The organism is Micromonospora narathiwatensis, from assembly GCF_900089605.1.
Taxonomy (GTDB): Bacteria; Actinomycetota; Actinomycetes; order Mycobacteriales; family Micromonosporaceae; genus Micromonospora; species Micromonospora narathiwatensis.
Genome location: NZ_LT594324.1, coordinates 1,773,417 through 1,792,840 on the forward strand (window position 1 = coordinate 1,773,417; position 19,424 = coordinate 1,792,840).

At 70.9% G+C, this 19,424-nt stretch carries 13 protein-coding genes and 1 riboswitch; of the genes, 5 read left to right on the forward strand and 8 right to left on the reverse strand.

Going from position 1 to position 19,424, the window contains the following annotated elements; translation table 11 throughout:
* The first annotated feature begins 272 nt into the window (after positions 1-272).
* Positions 273-5,543, forward strand: a complete 5,271-nt coding sequence (locus tag GA0070621_RS08025; RefSeq protein ID WP_167666697.1) for a PxKF domain-containing protein — start codon at positions 273-275, stop codon at positions 5,541-5,543.
* A 90-nt stretch (positions 5,544-5,633) separates the two neighbouring features.
* On the opposite strand, the gene GA0070621_RS08030 is transcribed toward GA0070621_RS08025, so the two are convergent.
* From GA0070621_RS08030 to GA0070621_RS08055, 6 genes are all read right to left on the reverse strand, one after another.
* Positions 5,634-6,257, reverse strand: a complete 624-nt coding sequence (locus tag GA0070621_RS08030; protein ID WP_091192746.1) for a LysE family translocator — start codon at positions 6,255-6,257, stop codon at positions 5,634-5,636.
* Between the two features lie 3 nt (positions 6,258-6,260).
* Positions 6,261-6,773 carry an acyl-CoA thioesterase gene (locus GA0070621_RS08035; protein WP_091192747.1) on the reverse strand — a complete coding sequence of 171 codons (513 nt, stop codon included), beginning with the start codon at positions 6,771-6,773 and terminating at the stop codon, positions 6,261-6,263.
* 33 nt (positions 6,774-6,806) lie between these two features.
* Positions 6,807-7,802, reverse strand: coding sequence for a ribonucleotide-diphosphate reductase subunit beta (locus GA0070621_RS08040; RefSeq protein ID WP_091202174.1), 996 nt, complete (start codon positions 7,800-7,802; stop codon positions 6,807-6,809).
* 35 nt (positions 7,803-7,837) lie between these two features.
* Complete coding sequence (locus tag GA0070621_RS08045) at positions 7,838-10,210, reverse strand: ribonucleoside-diphosphate reductase subunit alpha (RefSeq protein ID WP_091202176.1); 2,373 nt, start codon at positions 10,208-10,210, stop codon at positions 7,838-7,840.
* Between the two features lie 171 nt (positions 10,211-10,381).
* Positions 10,382-10,597, reverse strand: a riboswitch (cobalamin riboswitch).
* A 154-nt stretch (positions 10,598-10,751) separates the two neighbouring features.
* Positions 10,752-12,176, reverse strand: a complete 1,425-nt coding sequence (locus tag GA0070621_RS08050) for a M1 family metallopeptidase (RefSeq protein WP_091192749.1) — start codon at positions 12,174-12,176, stop codon at positions 10,752-10,754.
* A 353-nt stretch (positions 12,177-12,529) separates the two neighbouring features.
* Positions 12,530-12,925, reverse strand: a complete 396-nt coding sequence (locus GA0070621_RS08055; RefSeq protein ID WP_091192752.1) for a nuclear transport factor 2 family protein — start codon at positions 12,923-12,925, stop codon at positions 12,530-12,532.
* Between the two features lie 133 nt (positions 12,926-13,058).
* Between GA0070621_RS08055 and GA0070621_RS08060 the strand changes: the two genes are divergently transcribed.
* Positions 13,059-13,901, forward strand: a complete 843-nt coding sequence (locus GA0070621_RS08060) for a helix-turn-helix transcriptional regulator (protein ID WP_091192754.1) — start codon at positions 13,059-13,061, stop codon at positions 13,899-13,901.
* A gap of 44 nt (positions 13,902-13,945) precedes the next feature.
* On the opposite strand, the gene GA0070621_RS08065 is transcribed toward GA0070621_RS08060, so the two are convergent.
* Both GA0070621_RS08065 and GA0070621_RS08070 read right to left on the reverse strand, forming a co-directional pair.
* Positions 13,946-14,272 (reverse strand): hypothetical protein, encoded by a 327-nt coding sequence (locus GA0070621_RS08065; RefSeq protein ID WP_157739890.1) that lies wholly within the window; start codon positions 14,270-14,272, stop codon positions 13,946-13,948.
* 181 nt (positions 14,273-14,453) lie between these two features.
* A complete protein-coding gene (locus GA0070621_RS08070) occupies positions 14,454-15,716 on the reverse strand; it encodes an NAD(P)/FAD-dependent oxidoreductase (protein WP_091192757.1) in 1,263 nt (420 codons plus the stop codon).
* A gap of 130 nt (positions 15,717-15,846) precedes the next feature.
* Here GA0070621_RS08070 and GA0070621_RS08075 point away from each other — a divergent pair, with 130 nt between their 5' ends.
* The 3 genes from GA0070621_RS08075 to GA0070621_RS08085 all read left to right on the forward strand — a co-directional run bounded on the left by GA0070621_RS08075 (position 15,847) and on the right by GA0070621_RS08085 (position 19,416).
* Positions 15,847-17,403 carry a helix-turn-helix domain-containing protein gene (locus tag GA0070621_RS08075; protein WP_091192759.1) on the forward strand — a complete coding sequence of 519 codons (1,557 nt, stop codon included), beginning with the start codon at positions 15,847-15,849 and terminating at the stop codon, positions 17,401-17,403.
* 59 nt (positions 17,404-17,462) lie between these two features.
* Positions 17,463-18,380 (forward strand): DMT family transporter, encoded by a 918-nt coding sequence (locus tag GA0070621_RS08080; protein WP_157739891.1) that lies wholly within the window; start codon positions 17,463-17,465, stop codon positions 18,378-18,380.
* 226 nt (positions 18,381-18,606) lie between these two features.
* Positions 18,607-19,416 carry a S1 family peptidase gene (locus tag GA0070621_RS08085; RefSeq protein WP_091192762.1) on the forward strand — a complete coding sequence of 270 codons (810 nt, stop codon included), beginning with the start codon at positions 18,607-18,609 and terminating at the stop codon, positions 19,414-19,416.
* Positions 19,417-19,424 lie beyond the last annotated feature (8 nt).

Sequence of the window (19,424 nt, forward strand, 5' to 3'; positions counted from 1 at the left end):
TCGCCGGGCGGCCCCGACGGGCCGGCCGTACGACCGTCACGGTTCACACGGAGGAAGATCGGTGCTGAGGAGCATCTTGACCGCAGCCGTGAGTGCGGTCGCGCATCCGTCTCCCCCTCCCACCGCTCCCGTGCCGGCGTAGCAGGCCGTGGACGCGTCATGCCCGCCGGCAACCGCACGCAGTTCCCACCGAAATCACCACCACCACAAGGTGCGCGTCTGGTGACGCCCCCGTACGACCAGCCGCACCGATATCAAGGAGGTAGCACGTCATGAGTAGACGCGTGAGGAGGACACCCCTCTGGGCCGCCCTGGCCGCGCTGGTCGCGGGAGGAGTGGTCGGCCTGCCGTCCGCCGCCCACGCCGCCGGTCCGGTCCTGCCCGGCAACGAGGGCGACGTAGGGGTCTACACCAACGGGCAGAACCACGTCATGGAGATCGGGGACCCGGTCTACAACAACGTCGCCGAGGTCGCCGCGCAGCTCGAACCCGGGGTGCCGTTCACCGCCTCGAACATGCACCAGTCGATCTTCGACAAGGACCTCGCCGCCGGCGGCACGGACTACTACCTCGACCGCGTGCTGGGCGTCCGCGGCACGCTCGGGTCGGCGGTGCTGATGACCCGGGGCCGCTCCCTCTACATGCGGGGCGCGAGCACCAGCAACTTCACCACCATGGGCTTCGCCGGCAGCACGTACGTCGGTGGCCCCAACAACCTCGGCAACCTGTACACCGTAACGGTGCCCGGGCAGACCGTCACCGAGGTCAGCGCGAACCGGTTCAACGCGCCGAGCCACGCCAAGGGCCGCTACACGATCGGCGCCACCGGAGTCACCGCCGACCTGACGAAGTTCATCACCTACGACAACGTCGCCGTCACCGCGATCGACTTCAGCAACCCCGGTGGCTCGCCGGCGACGTTCACCGTCCGCGCCGCCTCGCCGCTGGCCACCCAGGCCGGCAAGGGCACGGCCTCGCTCACCGGCACCCGCACCATCACCAGCGGCGCCAACAACGGCCTCGTCGACACCCCGTGGAACACCGTCACGATCGACCTCACCGGTGCCGGCTTCACCCGTAGCGGCACCAACCTCGACCGGGAGATCACCGTGCCCGCCGGCGGTACGGTGTCGCTGTCGGTGGTCGGCGCCGTCTCCTCGGCCACGCTGCCCAAGACGGTCGAGGGCTACCAGGAGTACGCCGCGATGCCGCCGGCCCAGGCCGTGCGCACCGGCATCACCGAGTTCAACCGCCGCTGGGCCCAGGACGTCCCCTACATCAACGTCCCGGACCCCGCGCTGGAGAAGGCCATCGTCTACCGCTGGTGGGGCGAGCGCTACAACAGCCTCGACGCCAACGCGCCCGGGTACGCCTACCAGTACCCCACCACGGTCGAGGGGTCGAACCTCTACCAGAACGCCATCGCGCTGACCCAGCCGATGCACCTGCAGGACACCAAGTGGCTGCGTACGCCCTACCTGCCGTACGGCCAGATCCTCAACATCGGCGAGCTGTCCGGCTCCTCCGCGTTCCTCGACAGCCCCGGCCACACCAGCTGGAACAACCACTACTCGCAGTACATCGGCACCGCCGGGCTCGAGGCGTACAACGTGCACGGTGGTGGCAAGGAGGTCGCCGACAAGTTCGCCCACTACTTCGAGGGTGACGGCATCGGCCAGCTCGAGCACTACGACGGCAACAAGAACAAGCTCATCGCGTACGACACCAACTACATGCCGGGCAACGACGCCGACGCCATCTCCTTCGGCTTCCCGAAGTCCAACGCCAGCGCCCCCGGCGCGCGCACCATCGAGCGCCCCGAGTCGGCGTACGTGTGGGGTGCGCTCGACGCAGCCCGGCAGCTCTACCAGATCGCCGGCGCCGACCAGGCCAAGGTCGACCAGATGGCGACCGCCGCCGACGGCACCCGCGACGCGATCCTCAGCCAGCTGTGGAGCCAGGACATGCGGATGTTCCTGGCCGGCACGTCGTACGGAGCCACCAGCGCGGCCAGCTCCAACGGCAAGGCCAACCCGCTGCCCGTGTCGGCCCGCAACCTGATCCCGGCGAAGGAGTCGAACCTCTACGACGTCTACGCCGAGAACCTCATCCCGTTCGACCAGTGGCAGAAGTACGTCGACGGGTACCGCTTCCTGACCTACGGCGACAACTTCCCGATCTTCCCGTTCTACACCGCCAACCAGTACGACCGGGCCGCCTACGGGATCGGCGGTTCCAACAACTTCTCCAACATCAACTTCACCGTGCAGTACCGCGGCGTCCGCTCGGCGCTGCGCCACTACGACCCGCAGCAGAAGTACATCACTCCGGAGTACGCCAAGCGGCTGCTGGACTGGATGGCCTGGAGCATCTACCCGGGCGCGGACGTGCGGGTCCCGAACCAGGCGGAGTACTACTCCAACTGGAACGCGACCGCGAAGACCTACAACCGCAACAACCCGAACCACGTGATGCTCGGCAACATGAACTACATCTTCGTCGAGGACATGGCGGGCCTCCAGCCGCGCTCCGACGACAAGATCGAGCTGTGGCCGGTCAAGTTCGGCTACGACCACTTCATGGCCAACAACCTGCGCTACCACGGGCACGACATCACGATCGTCTGGGACCCCGACGGCAGCAACTACGGTCTGGGCGCCGGCTACAGCCTGTTCGTGGACGGCGCGAAGAAGGTCAGCACCGACAAGCTCGGCAAGCTCACCTACGACCCGAACACCAACAAGGTCCAGGCCGAGGACGGCGTGACCGTCACCTTCACCGCGACGACCGGGAGCAACTTCCCGAGCGCGGTGAACACCACGATCACGGACGACCGCGTCGTCGACTACCTCAAGACGGCCGGCATCGACCTCGCCCAGAACGCGCCGAACCTGGCGAAGGGCGCCGCCCTCAGCTCGTCGTACACCCAGCAGGGCGCGCGGCCGACGCCGTGGCGGCAGTTCCACACGCCCGGCTGGAGCACCACCTCGATGAACTACACCCCCGGTGCGACCAAGGAGCCCGAGCGGCCGGTGTCGCTGGCCGCCGTGACCGACGGCGTCACCGCCAACGAGCCCTTCTGGGGCAACTACGGCACCACCGAGAAGAACGGCTACGTCGAACTCGACCTGGGGTCGGCCAAGTCCTTCGACAACGTGAAGGTGACCTTTGTCAGTGACCGCCAGGCCGGCGGCTACCACGAGCCGTCGCGCTGGTGGGTCCAGGTGCCCAACGGCAGCGGTGGCTGGAAGGAGGTGCCGGACCAGTTCAAGAACCCGACGGTGCCGGCGGCCAAGTTCAACGAGGCGCTCTTCAAGACGGTGAACTCGAACAAGGTGCGCATCGCGTTCACGAACAGCCCGACCTACTACACCGCGATCGCCGAGATCCAGGTGTTCAACTCGGGTCGTGACGTGCCGGCCGTCTCCAACCAGGCGCCGGTCGTCACCGCCACCCGGGACGGCTCGGCGGACGGCAACCTGTCCACCAGGCTGGTCGCGACAGCGTCCGACGACGGCATCCCCTACGACAACGAGCTGACCTTCGGCTGGGAGACCGTCTCGGCGCCGCAGGGCGCGGGCGTCATCTTCGCCGACCCGAAGGCGCTGGCCACCCGGGTGACCGGCACGCTCCCCGGTGACTACGTGTTCCGCTTCGTCGCCGACGACGGCGACAAGCGGTCCTCCGCGACCGTGGCGGTGACCCTCACCAAGCGGGCGATCAGTGCGGAGTTCGGCTCCTCGGCGACGGTCACCACCAGTGGCACCGCGTCGTGGGAGAACCACCAGCGGGTCAACGAGGCCAGCAACCCGAGCAGCTCGAACCCGGGCACCGGAAACGGCTGGGGCAACTGGGGCCAGCCGCAGAACGGCACCAGCGTCGCGACGGCGGCCTGGATCCAGTACGCCTGGACCTCGCCGGTACGGCTGTCGTCGACCGACATCTACTGGTACGACGACAACGGCGGCACCCGCCGGCCCAACGCCACGACGTACGCCATCGAGAGCTCCGCGGACGGCACCACCTGGACGCCGGTCACCCTGACCAAGGGCTCGACGTACGCCAACGGTCTGGCCATCAACGCCTACAACCACTTCGACTTCGAACCGATCACGGCGAGCCGGCTGCGGATCCGCATCTGGGGCGTCCAGGGCAGCGGCGCGGGCACCGGTGTGCTGCGGTGGCGTGCCAACGGTGAGACGGTCGACTCGGTGCGTTCGCCGGTGCTGATCCGGACCGGCGTGGGCGACGTGCCCACCCTGCCGAGCGAGCTGGACGGGATCTACGCCAGCGGGGCCCGCGGCAAGATCGGGTTCAAGTGGCAGGCGATCACGCCCGACATGGTGGCGGAGACCAACGTCGACCCGTTCGTGGTCTACGGCACGAACGACGCGTACGGCCTGATCGCCGAGGCCCGCGTCTACGTGCGGCCCGAGATGTCCCAGGGCGGCATCTCGATCCAGGGCGCCGAGACGTTCGAGCAGACCGTGGCCCTGGGCGAGCAGCCCTACCTGCCCAACAAGGTGGAGGTCTCCTACAACGACGGCTCGCGGGACAACCAGGCCATCGGCGTCAACTGGCGCTTCGACGGGAGCATCGTCAACACCCCGGGTCGCCACGTCATCATCGGTGACCTGATCCTGCCCGACTACGTCAGCCAGGCCGGCGCCACGCAGACCACGCTGACCCTCACCGTCGGCACCGACACGGTGGCCCCGACGACGACCCTGACCTGGTCGCCGGCGGAGCCGAACGGCAACAACGGGTGGTACACCACCGCCCCGGCCTTCGCGCTCCAGGCGAAGGACGCGTTCGCCGTGGCCAGCACCCAGTACCGGGTCGACGGCGGTCCGTGGACGACGTACCCGGGCACGCCGGTCACCGTCGACAAGGACGGCACCGTCCGGGTGGAGTTCCGTTCGACCGACACCAGCGGCAACGTCGAGGAGCCGAAGGCGGCCACGGTCAAGGTCGACACGGTCGCGCCGACGGCGGAGTTCGCCACCACCATCGGTGCGGTGTACTTCGGCGCGGTTCCGCCCGCCCCGGCGTGCACCGCGAGCGACGACCTCTCCGGTCCGGCGGGCTGCGTGGTCAGCGGCTACAGCACCGAGGTCGGCACGCACATCCTCCTCGCCACGGCCACCGACGCCGCGGGCAACGTGGGGACAGCCGTGCAGTCGTACACCGTGCTGCCGTGGACGCTGAAGGGCTTCTACAGCCCGGTCGGCATGGACGGGGTGGTGAACACGGTCAAGGCCGGCAGCACCGTGCCGATGAAGTTCCAGGTCTTCTCGGGTGGCACCGAGCTGACCAACCCGGCACTGGTCACGATGAACGCCACGCAGGTCAAGTGCGACACCGGCGCACGGACGGAGGAGATCGAGATGGTCGGCAGCGGCGCCACGTCGCTGCGGTACGACCTGAACGGTCGCCAGTTCGTCTACAACTGGAAGACGCCCAGCACGCCGGGCGCCTGCTACGCGGTGACGGCCACGACCTCCGACGGGTCGAGCCGTACCGCGTTGTTCAAGCTCCGGTGACGGTGGGCTGACGCACGCGGAGGGGCTGCTTCGGCAGCCCCTCCGCCGCGTTTCCGCCGCAGGTCTCCCGGCCCAGGCTGCCCCGAAGGGTCAGCCGGCGGCCAGGCGTAGCCCGAGGGCGACGAAGGCGACTGCGCAGATCCGGTTGATCCGCCGCGACCACCGGCCGTCGGCCAACCGTGCGGCCAGCCGCCCGGCGCCGGCGCCGAGGGCGACGTCGACGGTGAGCTGGACCGCGACGAACAGCCCGCCGAGCAGCACCAGTTGCGCGGTGACGTCGCCTGCCGCCGGGTCGACGAACTGCGGCAGGAACGCCACGCTGAACAGGATCATCTTCGGGTTGAGCAGGTTGGTCACCAGCCCCCGCAGGAACGCCCGACCGGCCCGGCCGTCCTGACCCGCCGCGACGGCGTCGGGCCCACCGGCACCGCGCAGCGCCCGGATGCCCAGGACGATCAGGTACGCCGCGCCGGCCCACCGGATCACGGTGAACAGCACCGGCGACGCGGAGATCACCGCCGCGAGGCCGCACACGACCGCCGCGACGTGCACCGCCTCGCCGGCGGCGACCCCGAGCGCGGCCACGGCCCCGGCCCGGGTGCCGTAGCGGACGGCGTTGGCGAGGACGAACATCATGTCCGGGCCGGGGGTGACCATCAGGAGCACGATCGCGGCGAGGTAGCCGGCGAGCGTCGGCACGGAGAGTCCGAGCACCGGTCAGCCCTCCTCGACGCCGTCGAGCAGCGCGCGCCGCAGGGCCAGCCGGTGCTCCCGGCGGATCTCCGCCTCCCGGTAGCGGCGCCGGTCGCCGTCGGTCTCGGCGAGCAGCGGCGGCACCGGCCGTGGCTGACCCGCGTCGTCGACGGCCACCATCACCAGGTGGGCGGTCGCCACGTCGGTGGGCGGCACGGCCCGGTCCCACCGGTCGGCGGTCACCTTGACCGCCACCTCCATCGAGCTGCGGCCGGCCCAGGTGATCCGGGCGTCCACGTGGACCACGTCGCCGACCCGGACCGCCCGGAGGAAGGCGGTCTCGTCGATGGCCGCGGTGACGGCTGGCCCGTCGGAGTGGCGGGCGGCGACGACGCCGGCGACGGAGTCGATGAGGTTGAGGATCCGGCCGCCGTGCACCGTGCCCATCAGGTTGGTGTGGTGCTGGTCCATGATCTGCGACAAGGTCAGGTGCGACGCCGATGGTGGCCGACCGGCGATCGTCGTGGGGTGAGGCACTGTGGTTCGTCCGTTCTTCGAAACGGTGGCGGCTCAGAAGTCGTCGTCGAAGGCGACGGTGCCGGTCACCCCGACCTGGTACGCCGACACCCGGCGTTCGAAGAAGTTGGACAACTCCTGCACGTCCTGCAACTCCATGAAGGCGAAGGGGTTGGTCGACCCGTAGTGCGGAGCGACGCCGAACTGCGCCAGCCGCCGGTCGGCGACGTGCTGGAGGTACTCGCGCATGTCGGCCAGGGCCAGCCCGGGTACGCCCTGGCCGAGCAGGTCCTCGGCGAACTGCACCTCGCACTCGACCGCTTCGGTGAGCATCTGCCGGACCTGGTCGGCGAGGTCGTCGTCGAACAGGTCCGGCTCCTCCCGGCGTACGGTGTCGACGACGTCGAAGGCGAACGCCATGTGCATCGACTCGTCGCGGAACACCCAGTTGGTGCCGGAGGCGAGGCCGTGCAGCAGGCCGCGGGAGCGCAGGAAGTAGACGTACGCGAAGGCGCCGTAGAAGAACAGCCCCTCGATGCAGGCGGCGAAGCAGATCAGGTTGAGCAGGAACGCCCGCCGGTCCTGCCTGGTCCGCAGCTCGCGTAGCTCGTGGATGGAGTCGACCCAGCGGAAGCAGAACTCGGCCTTGCGGCGGATCGACGGGATGTTCTCGACGGCGGCGAACGCCGCGGCGCGCTCGGCCTCGTCCGGCACGTACGTGTCCAGCAGGTTGAGGTAGAACTGGACGTGCACCGCCTCCTCGAACAGCTGACGGGACAGGTAGAGCCGGCCCTCGGGGCTGTTGACGTGCTGGTAGAGGTTGAGCACCAGGTTGTTGGCGACGATGGTGTCGCCGGTGGCGAAGAACGCGACGAGCCGGCTGACCAGGTGCCGCTCGGCGGGGGAGAGCCGGTCGAGGTCGGCCAGGTCGGCGTGCAGATCGACCTCCTCCACCGTCCAGGTGTTGCGGATGGCGTCGCGGTAGCGGTCGAAGAAGTGCGGGTAGCGCATCGGGCGGAGGGTGAGGTCCATCCCGGGGTCGAGCAGCATGGTTGTGATCTCCGTAATGGTGTCGGTCGGGATGGTCACTGGCAGGCTTCGCACGCCTCGGGGTTCTCCAGCGAGCAGGCCAGCGCCTCCTCGTCGGTCGCGGCCGGGGCGACGGCGGTCACCCGGGCCGGGACGGTGGCCTGCTGGATCCGGGTCGCCGGTCGGGAGCGCAGGTAGTAGGTGCTCTTCAGCCCGGCCTTCCAGGCGTACAGGTACATCGAGGAGAGCTTGCCGATGGTGGGTGCGGCCAGGAACAGGTTCAGCGACTGGGACTGGTCGATGAAGGGCGCGCGGGCGGTGGCCAGGTCGATCAGCGCCCGCTGCGGCAGCTCCCACGCGGTACGGAACAGCTCGCGCACCTCCGCCGGCAGCTCCGTGACCTCCTGGACGGAACCTTCGGCCTGCTTGATCGCGGCGCGGATCGGCTCCGTCCACAGCCCGCGCGCCTTGAGTTCGGCGACGAGGGCGGTGTTGACCTGGAGGAACTCCCCGGAGAGCGTCTCGCGCTTGAACAGGTTGGACACCTGCGGCTCGCTGCACTCGTAACAGCCGGCGATGGAGGCGATGGTCGCCGTCGGGGCGATCGCCACCAGCAGCGAGTTGCGCAGTCCGTACGCGGCGACCCGCTCCCGCAGCGCGGCCCACCGCTGCGGCTGCGCGCCGGCGACGCCCCACAGGTCCGGCTGCAACTGGCCACGGGCGGCTCGCGTCTCGGCGAAGGCCGGGTGCGGGCCGAACCGCTCGGCCAGGTCGGCGGAGGTCTCCAGCGCGGTCAGGTACAGCTCCTCGCTGATCCGGGTGGACAGTTCCCGCGCGGCCGGGGAGTCGAACGGCAGCCGCAACGCGAAGAACACGTCCTGCAGGCCCATCAGCCCGAGCCCGACCGGCCGCCAGCGGGGGTTGCTCGCCGCCGCCTGCGGGGTCGGGTAGTAGTTGATGTCGATCACCCGGTCCAGGAAGGTCACCGCGGTGCGTACGGTCGCCCGCAACCGTTCCCAGTCGATGCCGCCGTCGGCCAGGTGCGCCGCGAGGTTCACCGAGCCCAGGTTGCACACCGCCGTCTCGGTGTCGCTGGACACCTCGATGATCTCGGTGCACAGGTTCGACAGGTGCACCACGTTGCCCGGCTCGGCGGTCTGGTTGCACAACCGGTTGGCCGCGTCCTTGAACGTCATCCACCCGTTGCCGGTCTGCGCGAGGGTCCGCATCATCCGCCCGTACAGCTCCCGGGCCGACACCTGCCGCACCCAGCGGCCCTCGGCCTCCGCCGCCCGGTACGCGGCGTCGAACTCCTCCCCCCACAGGTCCGGCAGCTCGGGCACCTCGTCCGGGTCGAACAGCGACCACACCCCGTCCGCCTCCACCCGACGCATGAACTCGTCCGGTACCCAGTTGGCCAGGTTCAGGTTGTGGGCGCGCCGGGCGTCCTCGCCGGTGTTGTCGCGCAGCTGGAGGAACTCCTCGATGTCCGGGTGCCACGGTTCCAGGTAGACACAGGCCGCGCCCTTGCGCCGGCCGCCCTGGTTCACCGCCGCGACGCTCGCGTCGAGCGTCCGCAGCCACGGCACGATGCCGTTGGACTGCCCGTTGGTGCCGCGGATCAGCGCGCCCCGGGAGCGGACCCGGGAGAAGGCGATGCCGATGCCGCCGGCGAACTTGGACAGGTTGGCCACCTGTGCGTAGCGCTGGTAGATGGAGTTCAGCTCGTCGCGTGGGGAGTCGACCAGATAGCAGGACGACATCTGGGTGTGCCGGGTGCCGGAGTTGAACAGCGTCGGTGAACTGGGCAGGTACGCCAGGCTGGACATCAGCCGGTAGAAGTCGATCGCCTCGCCCGGGGTGCGCGACAGCCCGCAGGCCACCCGCAGCAGCCAGTACTGCGGCGTCTCCAGCACCAGCCGGCTGGTCGGATGCCGCAGCAGGTACCGGTCGTAGACGGTGCGCAGCCCGAAATACTCGAAGCGCAGATCCCCCGCCGGGTCGACCGCGTCGTCGAGCTTGCGGGCGTGGGCCGCGACGAAGGCGGCGGTCTCGTCACCGATCAGCCCTTCGGCGTGCCCGCGCCGGATCGCCTGGCTGAACGACGCGATGCCCTGGCCGCGTACCTCCTTGTCGACGTATCCGGCCAGCAGGCGGGCGGCCAGGCGCGAGTACTGCGGTTCCTCGCCGATCAGCTCGGCAGCGGTCTGGATGGACAGCCGGTCCAGCTCGTCGGTGCTCGCACCGTCGTACAGGCCGCTGATGGTGCGGGTCGCCACCCGCAGCGGGTCGACGTCGGTGAGGCCGTCGGTCCACCGCTCGACCGCACGGACGATCTTGTTGACGTCGACCGGCTCGCTGTCGCCGTTGCGCTTGCGTACGCGCATCTGCGGACGGCGCTGCTCGGGCGGGGCAGCATCGCCCGGCATCGCGCCGACGACCGGGTGTACCTCGGTGACTGTCACAACTCACTCCTCGCGAGCTCGGGACCCGATGGGCCTCGGCGCGTGGGAGCGGACACCGGCGGACACACGCCGGCGCGACGGTGTCCAGTGGCGTCGGCCGTCCCGCGCGGCCTCGGACCGTCGTACGCCCGTGGCGGGCGTACGACGCGCTGGCAGGTCTTCGGACTCGCGGGCGCGACCGGCCGGAACCGGTCTCCTACTGGCCGTCGCTTCCCAGACCACAGGGGGTCCAGTGCTGATGACGGCGGTCGTTCCCACTCACCGCTGCGGGGCAGTCCCGGATTCCCACCGGGTTCCCTCTTGCCTCGGCCGCCCCGGAGGGGTGGCCGAACCAGCTGCGTCAGACACCATATATGGCTGTGCCGCCACCCGAGCAACACCAGATGTCGCGTCGGTGTGTCGGCTTCGTCTCACCATCACCCGGGGTGAACGCCGGTTCACGGCCACGCGCGCACCCCGCCGGAGTGGCCCCGCGACCGACGGGTCGCGGGGCCACTGCCGGGCGTCACCAGGTGGTGGGCTTGCCCTTCTGGTACAACCACACGTCGAAGAAGTTGCCGAGGTTCTGCCCGGACTCCTTCTCGGCCAGCGCGATGAAGTCGGCCGTTGAGGCGTGGCTGTAGCGGTGGCTCGCCGCCCACTCGCGCAGGATGCGGAAGAAGGTCTCGTCGCCGACCTTGCCGCGCAGCGCGTGCAGGGTCATCGCACCCCGGTTGTACGGGATGTTGCTGAACATGTCCACGGGACCCGGGTCGGCGAGCACCGTCTGCCAGAACGACGACGACGCGGCCCGCCCGTAGTTGCTGCTGCTGTTGAAGGTCGAGTTGACCGACGTGCCGCCGTTGTACTCGGTGTACATCCACTGGGCGTAGGTGGCGAAGCCCTCGTTGAGCCAGATGTCCGACCAGCGCTCCGGCGAGACGCTGTCGCCGTACCACTGGTGGGCCAGCTCGTGGGCCATCGTGCTGACGCTCGCCGCGCTGGAGAAGATCGGCTTGGTCTGGGTCTCCAGGGCGTAGCCCACGTTCGGGGCCCGGTCGATGATCGCTCCGGTCGAGGCGAACGGGTACGGGCCGAACTTCGAGGAGAAGAAGTCGATCATCTTCGGGATCTGGGAGACGGCGCTGGCCGATCCGGCGACCTGCCGGGGGTCGACCGCGACGTACACCGGGATCCCGCTCGCCGTGGTCGACTCGGTGACCACGAAGTTGCCGATGGTGATCGTCGCCAGGTAGCTGGCCATCGGCTCGGTCGAGTCCCAGACGAAGGTGGTCCAGCCGTCGCTGGTCTCCTGGGAGAGGAGCTGGCCGTTGCCGACGGCGGTGAGCCCCTCCGGCACCTTCGCGGTGAACCGGAAGGTGGCCTTGTCGGTCGGGTGGTCGTTGGTGGGCAGCCAGGCCGGCGTGCCCTGCGGCTCACCGGCGACGAAGGCGCCATCGTCGGTCGGCACCCAGCCCTCGATCGACCCGTCCGGGTCGGTGATCACGGCCGGTACGCCGGCGTACTTCACCACCACGGTGAACGTCTGCCCGGCCTTGAGCTTCGGACGCGGGGTGACGATCAGCTCCTGACCGTCGCGGGTGAAGGCGTGCGCGTGCCCGTTGACCGTAAGCGAGGAGATCTCCGGGCCACGGAAGTCGAGGTTGAACTGGTCGAGATCCTGCGTGGCGATCGCGGTGATCGTGGCGGTGGCGTCCATGAACCGGGTCGCCGGGTCGTACGAGAAGTTGAGGTCGTAGTGCTGGACGTCGTACCCGCCGTTGCCCTCGTCCGGGAAGTACGGGTCACCGACGCTCGCCGCGCCGGCCGAGTAGCGGGGCGCGCCCGGGTTGCCCGGTGCCGCGCCGGCCGCTTCCGGTGCCACCGCCGACCCGGCGGCCACCAGGGCGACCGTGGCCATTGTGGCAGCGCGCAGGCGTGAATATGTCATGGGGATCCTCTCCGTGGAATCCTGCCGTCACATGAGTACGCCTATCCATCCGCACCGGACGTGAGTTCGTCAAGCATCTGCGGGCCGCACTCGCCTCCGCCGGTTCGCCCGGGTGGCTCCGCCGATCGGTCAGCCCGTCGGCGGCCATCGATGTCACCTCGCCGGCCCGCGGGTGCGGGCACTGCCGCTCCGGGTCGCCGCGGAACACGAGGGCGCGGTGGACGGGATCGCCGTCCCGTCCACCGTCGCCGTTCGCCGTGCCGCTGTCGGCGGTGACGGCCCACGTTCGCGTCCCTCCGGCCCGCCGGTGAGCCGGCGCGACGGCGGCCCGGATGCCGACCGTCGCGCCGGCGTCAGTTGTGGGCGTGCGCGTCGAAGCCCTCCGGCGCGCGGTCCAGGAAGGCGGTGACCGAGCTGATCCGGCCGTCCGGTTCGAACACCAGCACGTCGGTCCCGGCGGCGAAGGGCTGCCCCCCGTCGACCTCGATCTCCCAGCTCAGCCGGGCCCGGTCGTGGTGGATCTGCGGCTCCCCGCGACGGTGGAACACCGCGGTCGGCATGTGCTGGGTGAACTGGTCGTGGAATCCGATCAACGCCTGCCGACCCGTGAAGACGCCGATCACCGCGTGGTACCGGATGTCGTCGGTGAAGGTCTCCGAGGCGAGTTCCTGCTGCTCGTCAGGCTTCTCGGCGTTCCAGAAGCGTACGTACCGGTCGATGGTCTCCGCGTAACTGGCGCTGGACGTCATGGCTGTTCCTCTCCCTGCCGATGTTCTGGTTCGCGGCTGCTGCCACATCCGCAACCGTGCGGTCCGGAGCCGGCGGGTGTCGATTACCTGTGAGGTCATTGCCAGGCCGCGGCCGACAGGTGAGGCTGGTGCCATGACCAGGACCGAGCCGGTGGGGGTGCTGATCCGGCGCTGGCGCGAGCGGCGGGGCCGCTCGCAGCTCGACGTGTCGGTGTGCGCGGAACTTTCCGCCCGACATCTGAGCTTCGTCGAGACCGGGCGCGCCAACCCGAGCCGCGGCATGATCGAACGACTGTGCGACGAACTCGACGTGCCGCTGCGCGAGCGCAACGAGCTCTACCTGGCCGCCGGCTTCGCCCCGGTGCACGCCGAGCGCGCGTTCACCGACCTCGGTGCGGCGCGCGCGGCCGTGGAGGCCGTCCTGACCGGACACGAGCCCAACCCGGCGCTCGCCGTCAACGTACGCTGGGAGCTGCTGGCCGCGAACCGTGCCATGGCGGCGTTCCTGCACGACGTCCCGCTGGAGCTGCGTACGCCCCCGGTCAACGTGCTGCGGGTGACCCTGCACCCGGACGGCCTGTCCCGGCGGATCGGGAATCTGGCGCAGTGGCGGGCGCACCTGCTGCGCCGGGTGCGCCGGCAACTCGCCCGCACCGCGGCGGAGGGCCTGGCGGAGCTGCTGACGGAGCTGGAGAGCTACCCGGTGCCGGGGCCGAACGCCACGGGCGCCGGTCGGGCGCCGACCGACGATCTCGTGGTCCCCCTGCGGCTCTCCACCGAGTACGGCGAGCTGGCTCTGCTCTACACGACGACGATGTTCGGTTCGCCTCGGGACGTGACGCTCGACGAGATCTCCGTCGAGACGTTCTTTCCGGCGGATGCCGCGACGGCGGAGACGCTGCGGGCCATGTCGGCGATTCCCGCCGGAGCGGCCGGGACGTCCCTGGCCGGGTTCGTGGACAGCGGGGTGGGCTGAGGTCCGACCGGCGACTGCCCGCTTGTCCCTGAGCGTCGCGTCCGCTACGGATGGCGCTGGCGCCGAGCACCGGGCCGGCACGTGCCGCAGAGCCGGGTCGACGGCCGTCGGGCCAGCTCCTCGATCGGGATGTCGCGGCGACACCCCGCGCAGGTCCCGTAGCGGCCCTGTTCCAGGTAGTGCAACGCTCGGGCGATGTCGCCCAGCGCCCGCCGCGAGGCGGCGGCCAGTGCCGAGGTGGCCGCGACGTCGGCCCCGTCACCGGGCAGTCGACGGGTCTGTCGGGCGAGCAGGGCGAGCTGGGTGCGGTGCCGCTCGTACTGCTCCTCCAGGGCGATCCGCAGCACGGCCAGATCGTCCCGCCTGCTCACGACGTACACGGTCGAGTTCCTACCCTGTCTCGAAGAACGACGGGCGGAGCACGCTCGCGCTCCGCTCGCGGTCGCTGGTCACCCGAGCATCGGCCGTGCCGGAAGGCGCCGGTCGGGGCGGCGACGGGCGTGCCGAGGTGCCGGCGACCGCGAGCGGTCGCCGACACGGCGAGGTGAAACGTCAGCGCAGCGGGCTGAAGGGCGCAAGCTCCGTGGGCTGTCGACCGGTGGTGATCTGCTCGGCGAGCAGCTCGCCGGTGAGCGGGCCGAGAGTGATGCCCCACATGCCGTGGCCACCGGCCGCGAAGACCCGCGGTGACCTGGTCCCGCCGATCAGCGGCAGCCCGTCCGGGGTGCACGGGCGCGACCCGACCCACTCGTCGACGCGGGCGTCCAGGTCCGCGCCGCGCAGCAGCGGTCGGGCGGCCTCGGCGATGGCCAGGACGCGGCGCTGGTCCAGCGGGGCCTCGGCGCTGCGGAACTCCATCATGCCGGCGACGCGCAGCCGGTCGCCCAGCGGCGTGCACGCGACGCGCTGCGCCGGGAAGTACACCGGACCCGACGGGACGTGCTCGATCGCCACGCTGAAGCTGTATCCGCGGCCGGCCTGCACGACGGTCCGGATGCCGAAGCGCCGGCCCAGCTCGCCGAGCCACGTGCCGGTGGCCAGCACCACCGCGTCGTAACGCTCGTCCGCGCCGGCGGAGGTCAACACCCGGACCCCGGCGCCCTCGTCGCGTACGTCCACCACGTCCGCCCCGGTCACCAGCGACGCCCCGCGGGCGAGGACGGAGTCGGCGAGCGCGTGCACGTACTCCCCGGGGTTGACGAAGCGCTGACCGTGGAGCCGGATGGCGGCACCGATGTTGTCCGACAGCGAGGGCTCCACCTCACGCGCCTCGGCCCCGGTCAGGACGTCGAACTCGATCTCCTGGCCCGCGGCGTGGATGTGTCCCAGCTCGTCCAGCAGGACCGACCGCTCGGCGTCGGTCCGGTACGCCGCGATAAACGATTTCGCCTCGTTCGTCATCGAAGCGACCCCGCCGGCCGCCAACGCGTCGAACGCCTCGAACGCACGCCGGTTCATCGGGATGTAGGCCCGCATCGCGTCCCGCCACTTCGAGGCGGTGCTGTGCCGGGCGAAGCCCGCCAGGAACCGCAGCAGCCGAGCGTCCGCGCGCGGCGGCACGTAGACGGGCGACGAGGGGCTCAGGACGGCGCGCAGTCCGTAGCGGAGCACCGCCGGCTCGGGCAGGGGAGTGGTGATGCCGGGGGTGAGCCAGCCCGCGTTGCCCCACGATGCGCCGGCCGCCACCCCCGTGCGGTCGAACACGGTGACCTGCACCCCCCGTTCCTGAAGGAACCAGGCGGTGGCCAACCCGACCATCCCGGCACCGACGACGGCGACGCGTTGGGGGGTGGGCGCGGACTCGATGGCAGGCATCGTTCTCTCCTTTGAGCAGCAAAGATCCGCCCAATCCTGCCGCCGCCACGCCGAGACGTCATTGTTCCGCCAGGCCAACAGTGACCCCGACGACTGGTCGATATGAACAACGCCGAGGCATCATCGGGCGGTGATCACCGTGGCTGGCGTGGTGGAGGCGGTCGGCGCCGCTCTGCTCAAGGTCGTCGTCCCCGCCAAGCCAGCGGAGGTGCGCGACGTCACCCTCGCCGAACTCGACGAGGCGGCGGCCGGCCAGAGCGGCGACCTCGTCCTCGGTGCCGGCATCGCGACGCCCGACCAGGCGCTCGCCGTCATCGAGCGCTGCGCGGCGACCGCGGCGGCCGGACTCGTCCTCAAGCCCCCGCTCACCGCGCATCCCGACGTGACGTCGTCGGCCGCCGACCGCGACCTGACCCTGGTCGAGTTGCAGAGCCACGGGTCATGGGCCCAGCTGGTCTGGCTGCTCCGGGGGGTGATCGACAGGGCCGCCGCACCCGGCTCGCCCGAGAGCGGGGAAACCGGGGTGTACGACGAGCTGTTCGCCCTCGCCGACGCGGCCGCCGCCATCGTCGACGCCCCGGTGACGATCGAGGACGCCCAGTACCGGGTGCTCGCCTACTCGTCCCGGCAGGACCGTACCGACCCGGCTCGCGTCTCGACCATCGTCGGGCGCCGCGTCCCCGGCGACGTGGTCGCGCACTTCCGTTCCCGTGGCGTGTTCCGCAAGCTCGCGAAGGGGAGCGAGCTGATCTTCGTACCGCAGGGTCCGGACGGGACCCTGCCCCGGCTCGTGATCCCGATCCGCGCCGGGGGTGAGCTGCTCGGGTCGATCTGGGCCGTCGTCGACGGTCCGGTGCCGGACGGGCGCCTGCGTGATCTTCAGGGCGCGGCCTCGGTGCTGGCGCTGCACCTGCTCCGCCTCCGGGTGCAGGCCGATGTCGCGCGCCGGGTGTCCGCCGACCGCCTGCGGGCCGCCCTGCGAGCCCCCGGCCGGACGGGACGGGAGGAACTGGGACTTCCCGCCGGCCCGTGGCGGGTGGTCGCGCTCGAGGCGCACAGCGGGACCGCGGAGATGGTGCACAACCTCGCCCTCTGGGAGTCGATCACCCGCCGGCACGGTTGGCGCCAGCCGCTGATCGCGGATGTCGGGGACGTCCTGTTCGCGGTCGTCGTCGACGAGGGCGAGTCGCCGGGCTCCTGGCTCTGGATGGAGCGCCTGATCCACGACATCGCCGTGCACGAACCGGGGCTGCGGGCCGCGTCCGGCAGCGTCGCCCGGGAGCTGACCGACCTGCCACGCTCCCGCGCCGAGGCGGCGGAACTGCTCGCGCTGCACGGCTCGGCCCGGCCGCGAGGCTCGGTGCTGCGCTTCGAGGACGTCTGGGCCGAGGTGGTCGTACACCGGGTGGTCAGCGCGGTGCCGCAGGCCGATCTGCTGGTGGGTGGACCGCTGCCCGTCCTCGTCGCCCACGACCGGAAGCACGGCACCGACTACGTCGCCACGGTCGCCGCCTGGCTGGAGCAGCAGGGTGACCCGAGGAAGGCGGCCCGGCAGTTGCACGTGCACCCCAACACGCTCCGGCACCGGATGCGCCGCCTCGCCGAGGTCGTTCCCGTCGACCTCGATTCGCCGCGTACCCGGCTGGCGCTGCAGGTCCAGCTCGCGGCGCTGCGTCCCGGGTCCTGACCCCGACCGCCTCGGCCGCGAGGCGCCGGCGTTTCGCCGGCCGGGCAAAGATCCGTGGTTTGGACGGAGGGGACGGGGTACGCCCTTCGGTGGTCTTCATCCTGGCAATCGGTGCCGCCCTGCTGCTCGGCGTCGGTTCGGCGGTGCAGCAGCGCGTCGCCTTCCAGGCCCCGGACGGCCTGGCGCTGCGCGTGGGGCTGCTGTGGCATCTCGTCCGGCAGCGGCTGTGGCTGCTGGGGCTCTCGGCGACGCTGCTGGGCGGCCTGCTCAGCGGCGCGGCCCTGGGGCGGGGTTCGGTCGTGCTGGTGCAGCCGGTGCTGGTGCTGCGCCTGTTGTTCGCCCTGTCGGCCTCGGCGCTGTGGTCCCGGCGCCCGCTCCGGCGGCGGGACTGGGGGGTCGCGCTGGCCGTCACCATGGGCATGGTCGCCTTCATCGTGGCCGGTCGCCCCGGGACCGGTAACCCCGAGGGGGTGCCGGCCTGGGACTGGGCGGTGGCCGCGGCCGGCATCGGCACGCTGACCCTGTTGCTCGTACGCTCCGCGCGCCGGCTGCGTCCCGCACAGGAGGCGCCGATGCTGGCGATCGGGGCCGGCATGCTGTACGGGCTCCAGTCCGCGCTGACCCAGTCGGCCGTGCACCGACTGTCCACCCACGGGCTGCTGGGGCTGCTGACGAGCTGGCAGCCGTACACGGTGTTCATGATCGGACTGATCGGGACGCTGCTCGCGCAGAGCGCGTTCGACCTCGCTCCGCTCTCCGTCTCGTACCCGCCCCTCGCCGCGGCCGAGCCGCTCTCCGGGATCGCGATCGGGATCGGCGTGCTCGGTGGGACCCTGCGCCTGACGCCGGGGGCGCTCGCCGTCGAGGTCGCCGGCCTGATCGTGATGACGTTCGCGGTGTACCTGCTGGCCGCGTCCCCACATATCGTCGGCCACCATCTGGAGCCGGTGAACGAGCCCCCCGACGACGCCCCGTAGCGGAGGGATGGCCCCGGAGGTACGGACAGAACAGCCGTCGGGGGCATCTTGGCGGCCGCGTCCCGGCCGTGCCCGCCCGCGTGAACCGCCAGGGCCGTGGCGGCCCATAACGCCGGGATACGACCCAGCGGGTATGACCCAGCAAATCCATTGATCTCAATATGATGTCCGCATCCTGAATCAGGTGCGCTCACGAGGCGTACCAGGTCCCGATGCGGAGGAACACATGGTTCGCTGGCGCACCCTCACCGGCCTGCTGGCCGCCGCGCTGGCCGCGGTGACCGCGGGCAGCCTCACCCTCGCGGCACCCGCCGCCGCCGCGCCCGCCGCCGCGCCCGGCGGTACGGTCGGTCCGTACGTGGTCGGCGGCACCCGCGCCGCCCAGGGCGAGTTCCCGTTCATGGTTCGGCTCTCGATGGGCTGCGGCGGGGCCCTGTACAGCCCGCGACTGGTGCTCACCGCGGCGCACTGCGTCGGCGCCACGGGCACCAACACCAGCATCACCGCGACGCTCGGCGTGGTCGACCTCCAGTCGACCAGCCGGATCACCGTCAAGTCGAACTACGTCTACCGCGCCCCCGGCTACAACGGCAACGGCAAGGACTGGGCGTTGATCCGGCTGGCCAGCCCGGTCACCGGGCTGAGCACGCTGCCGATCGCCACCACCACCGCCTACGACAACGGCACCTTCACCGTCGCCGGCTGGGGTGCCCCGTACGAGGGCGGCCCGCAGCAGCGGTACCTGCTCAAGGCGACCGTGCCGTTCGTCAGCGACGCCACCTGCAACTCCTACTACGGCGGCCAGATCATCACCGCCGAGGAGATCTGCGCCGGCTACGCCAGCGGCGGCACGGACACCTGCCAGGGCGACTCGGGCGGTCCGATGTTCCGCCGCGACGCCAACAACGCCTGGATCCAGGTCGGCATCGTCAGCTGGGGCAACGGCTGCGCCCGGCCCAACTACCCGGGCGTATACACCCAGGTCAGCTACTTCTCCTCGGCCATCGCCTCGGCCGCCGCGAGCCTGGGCGGCTGACGTACGAC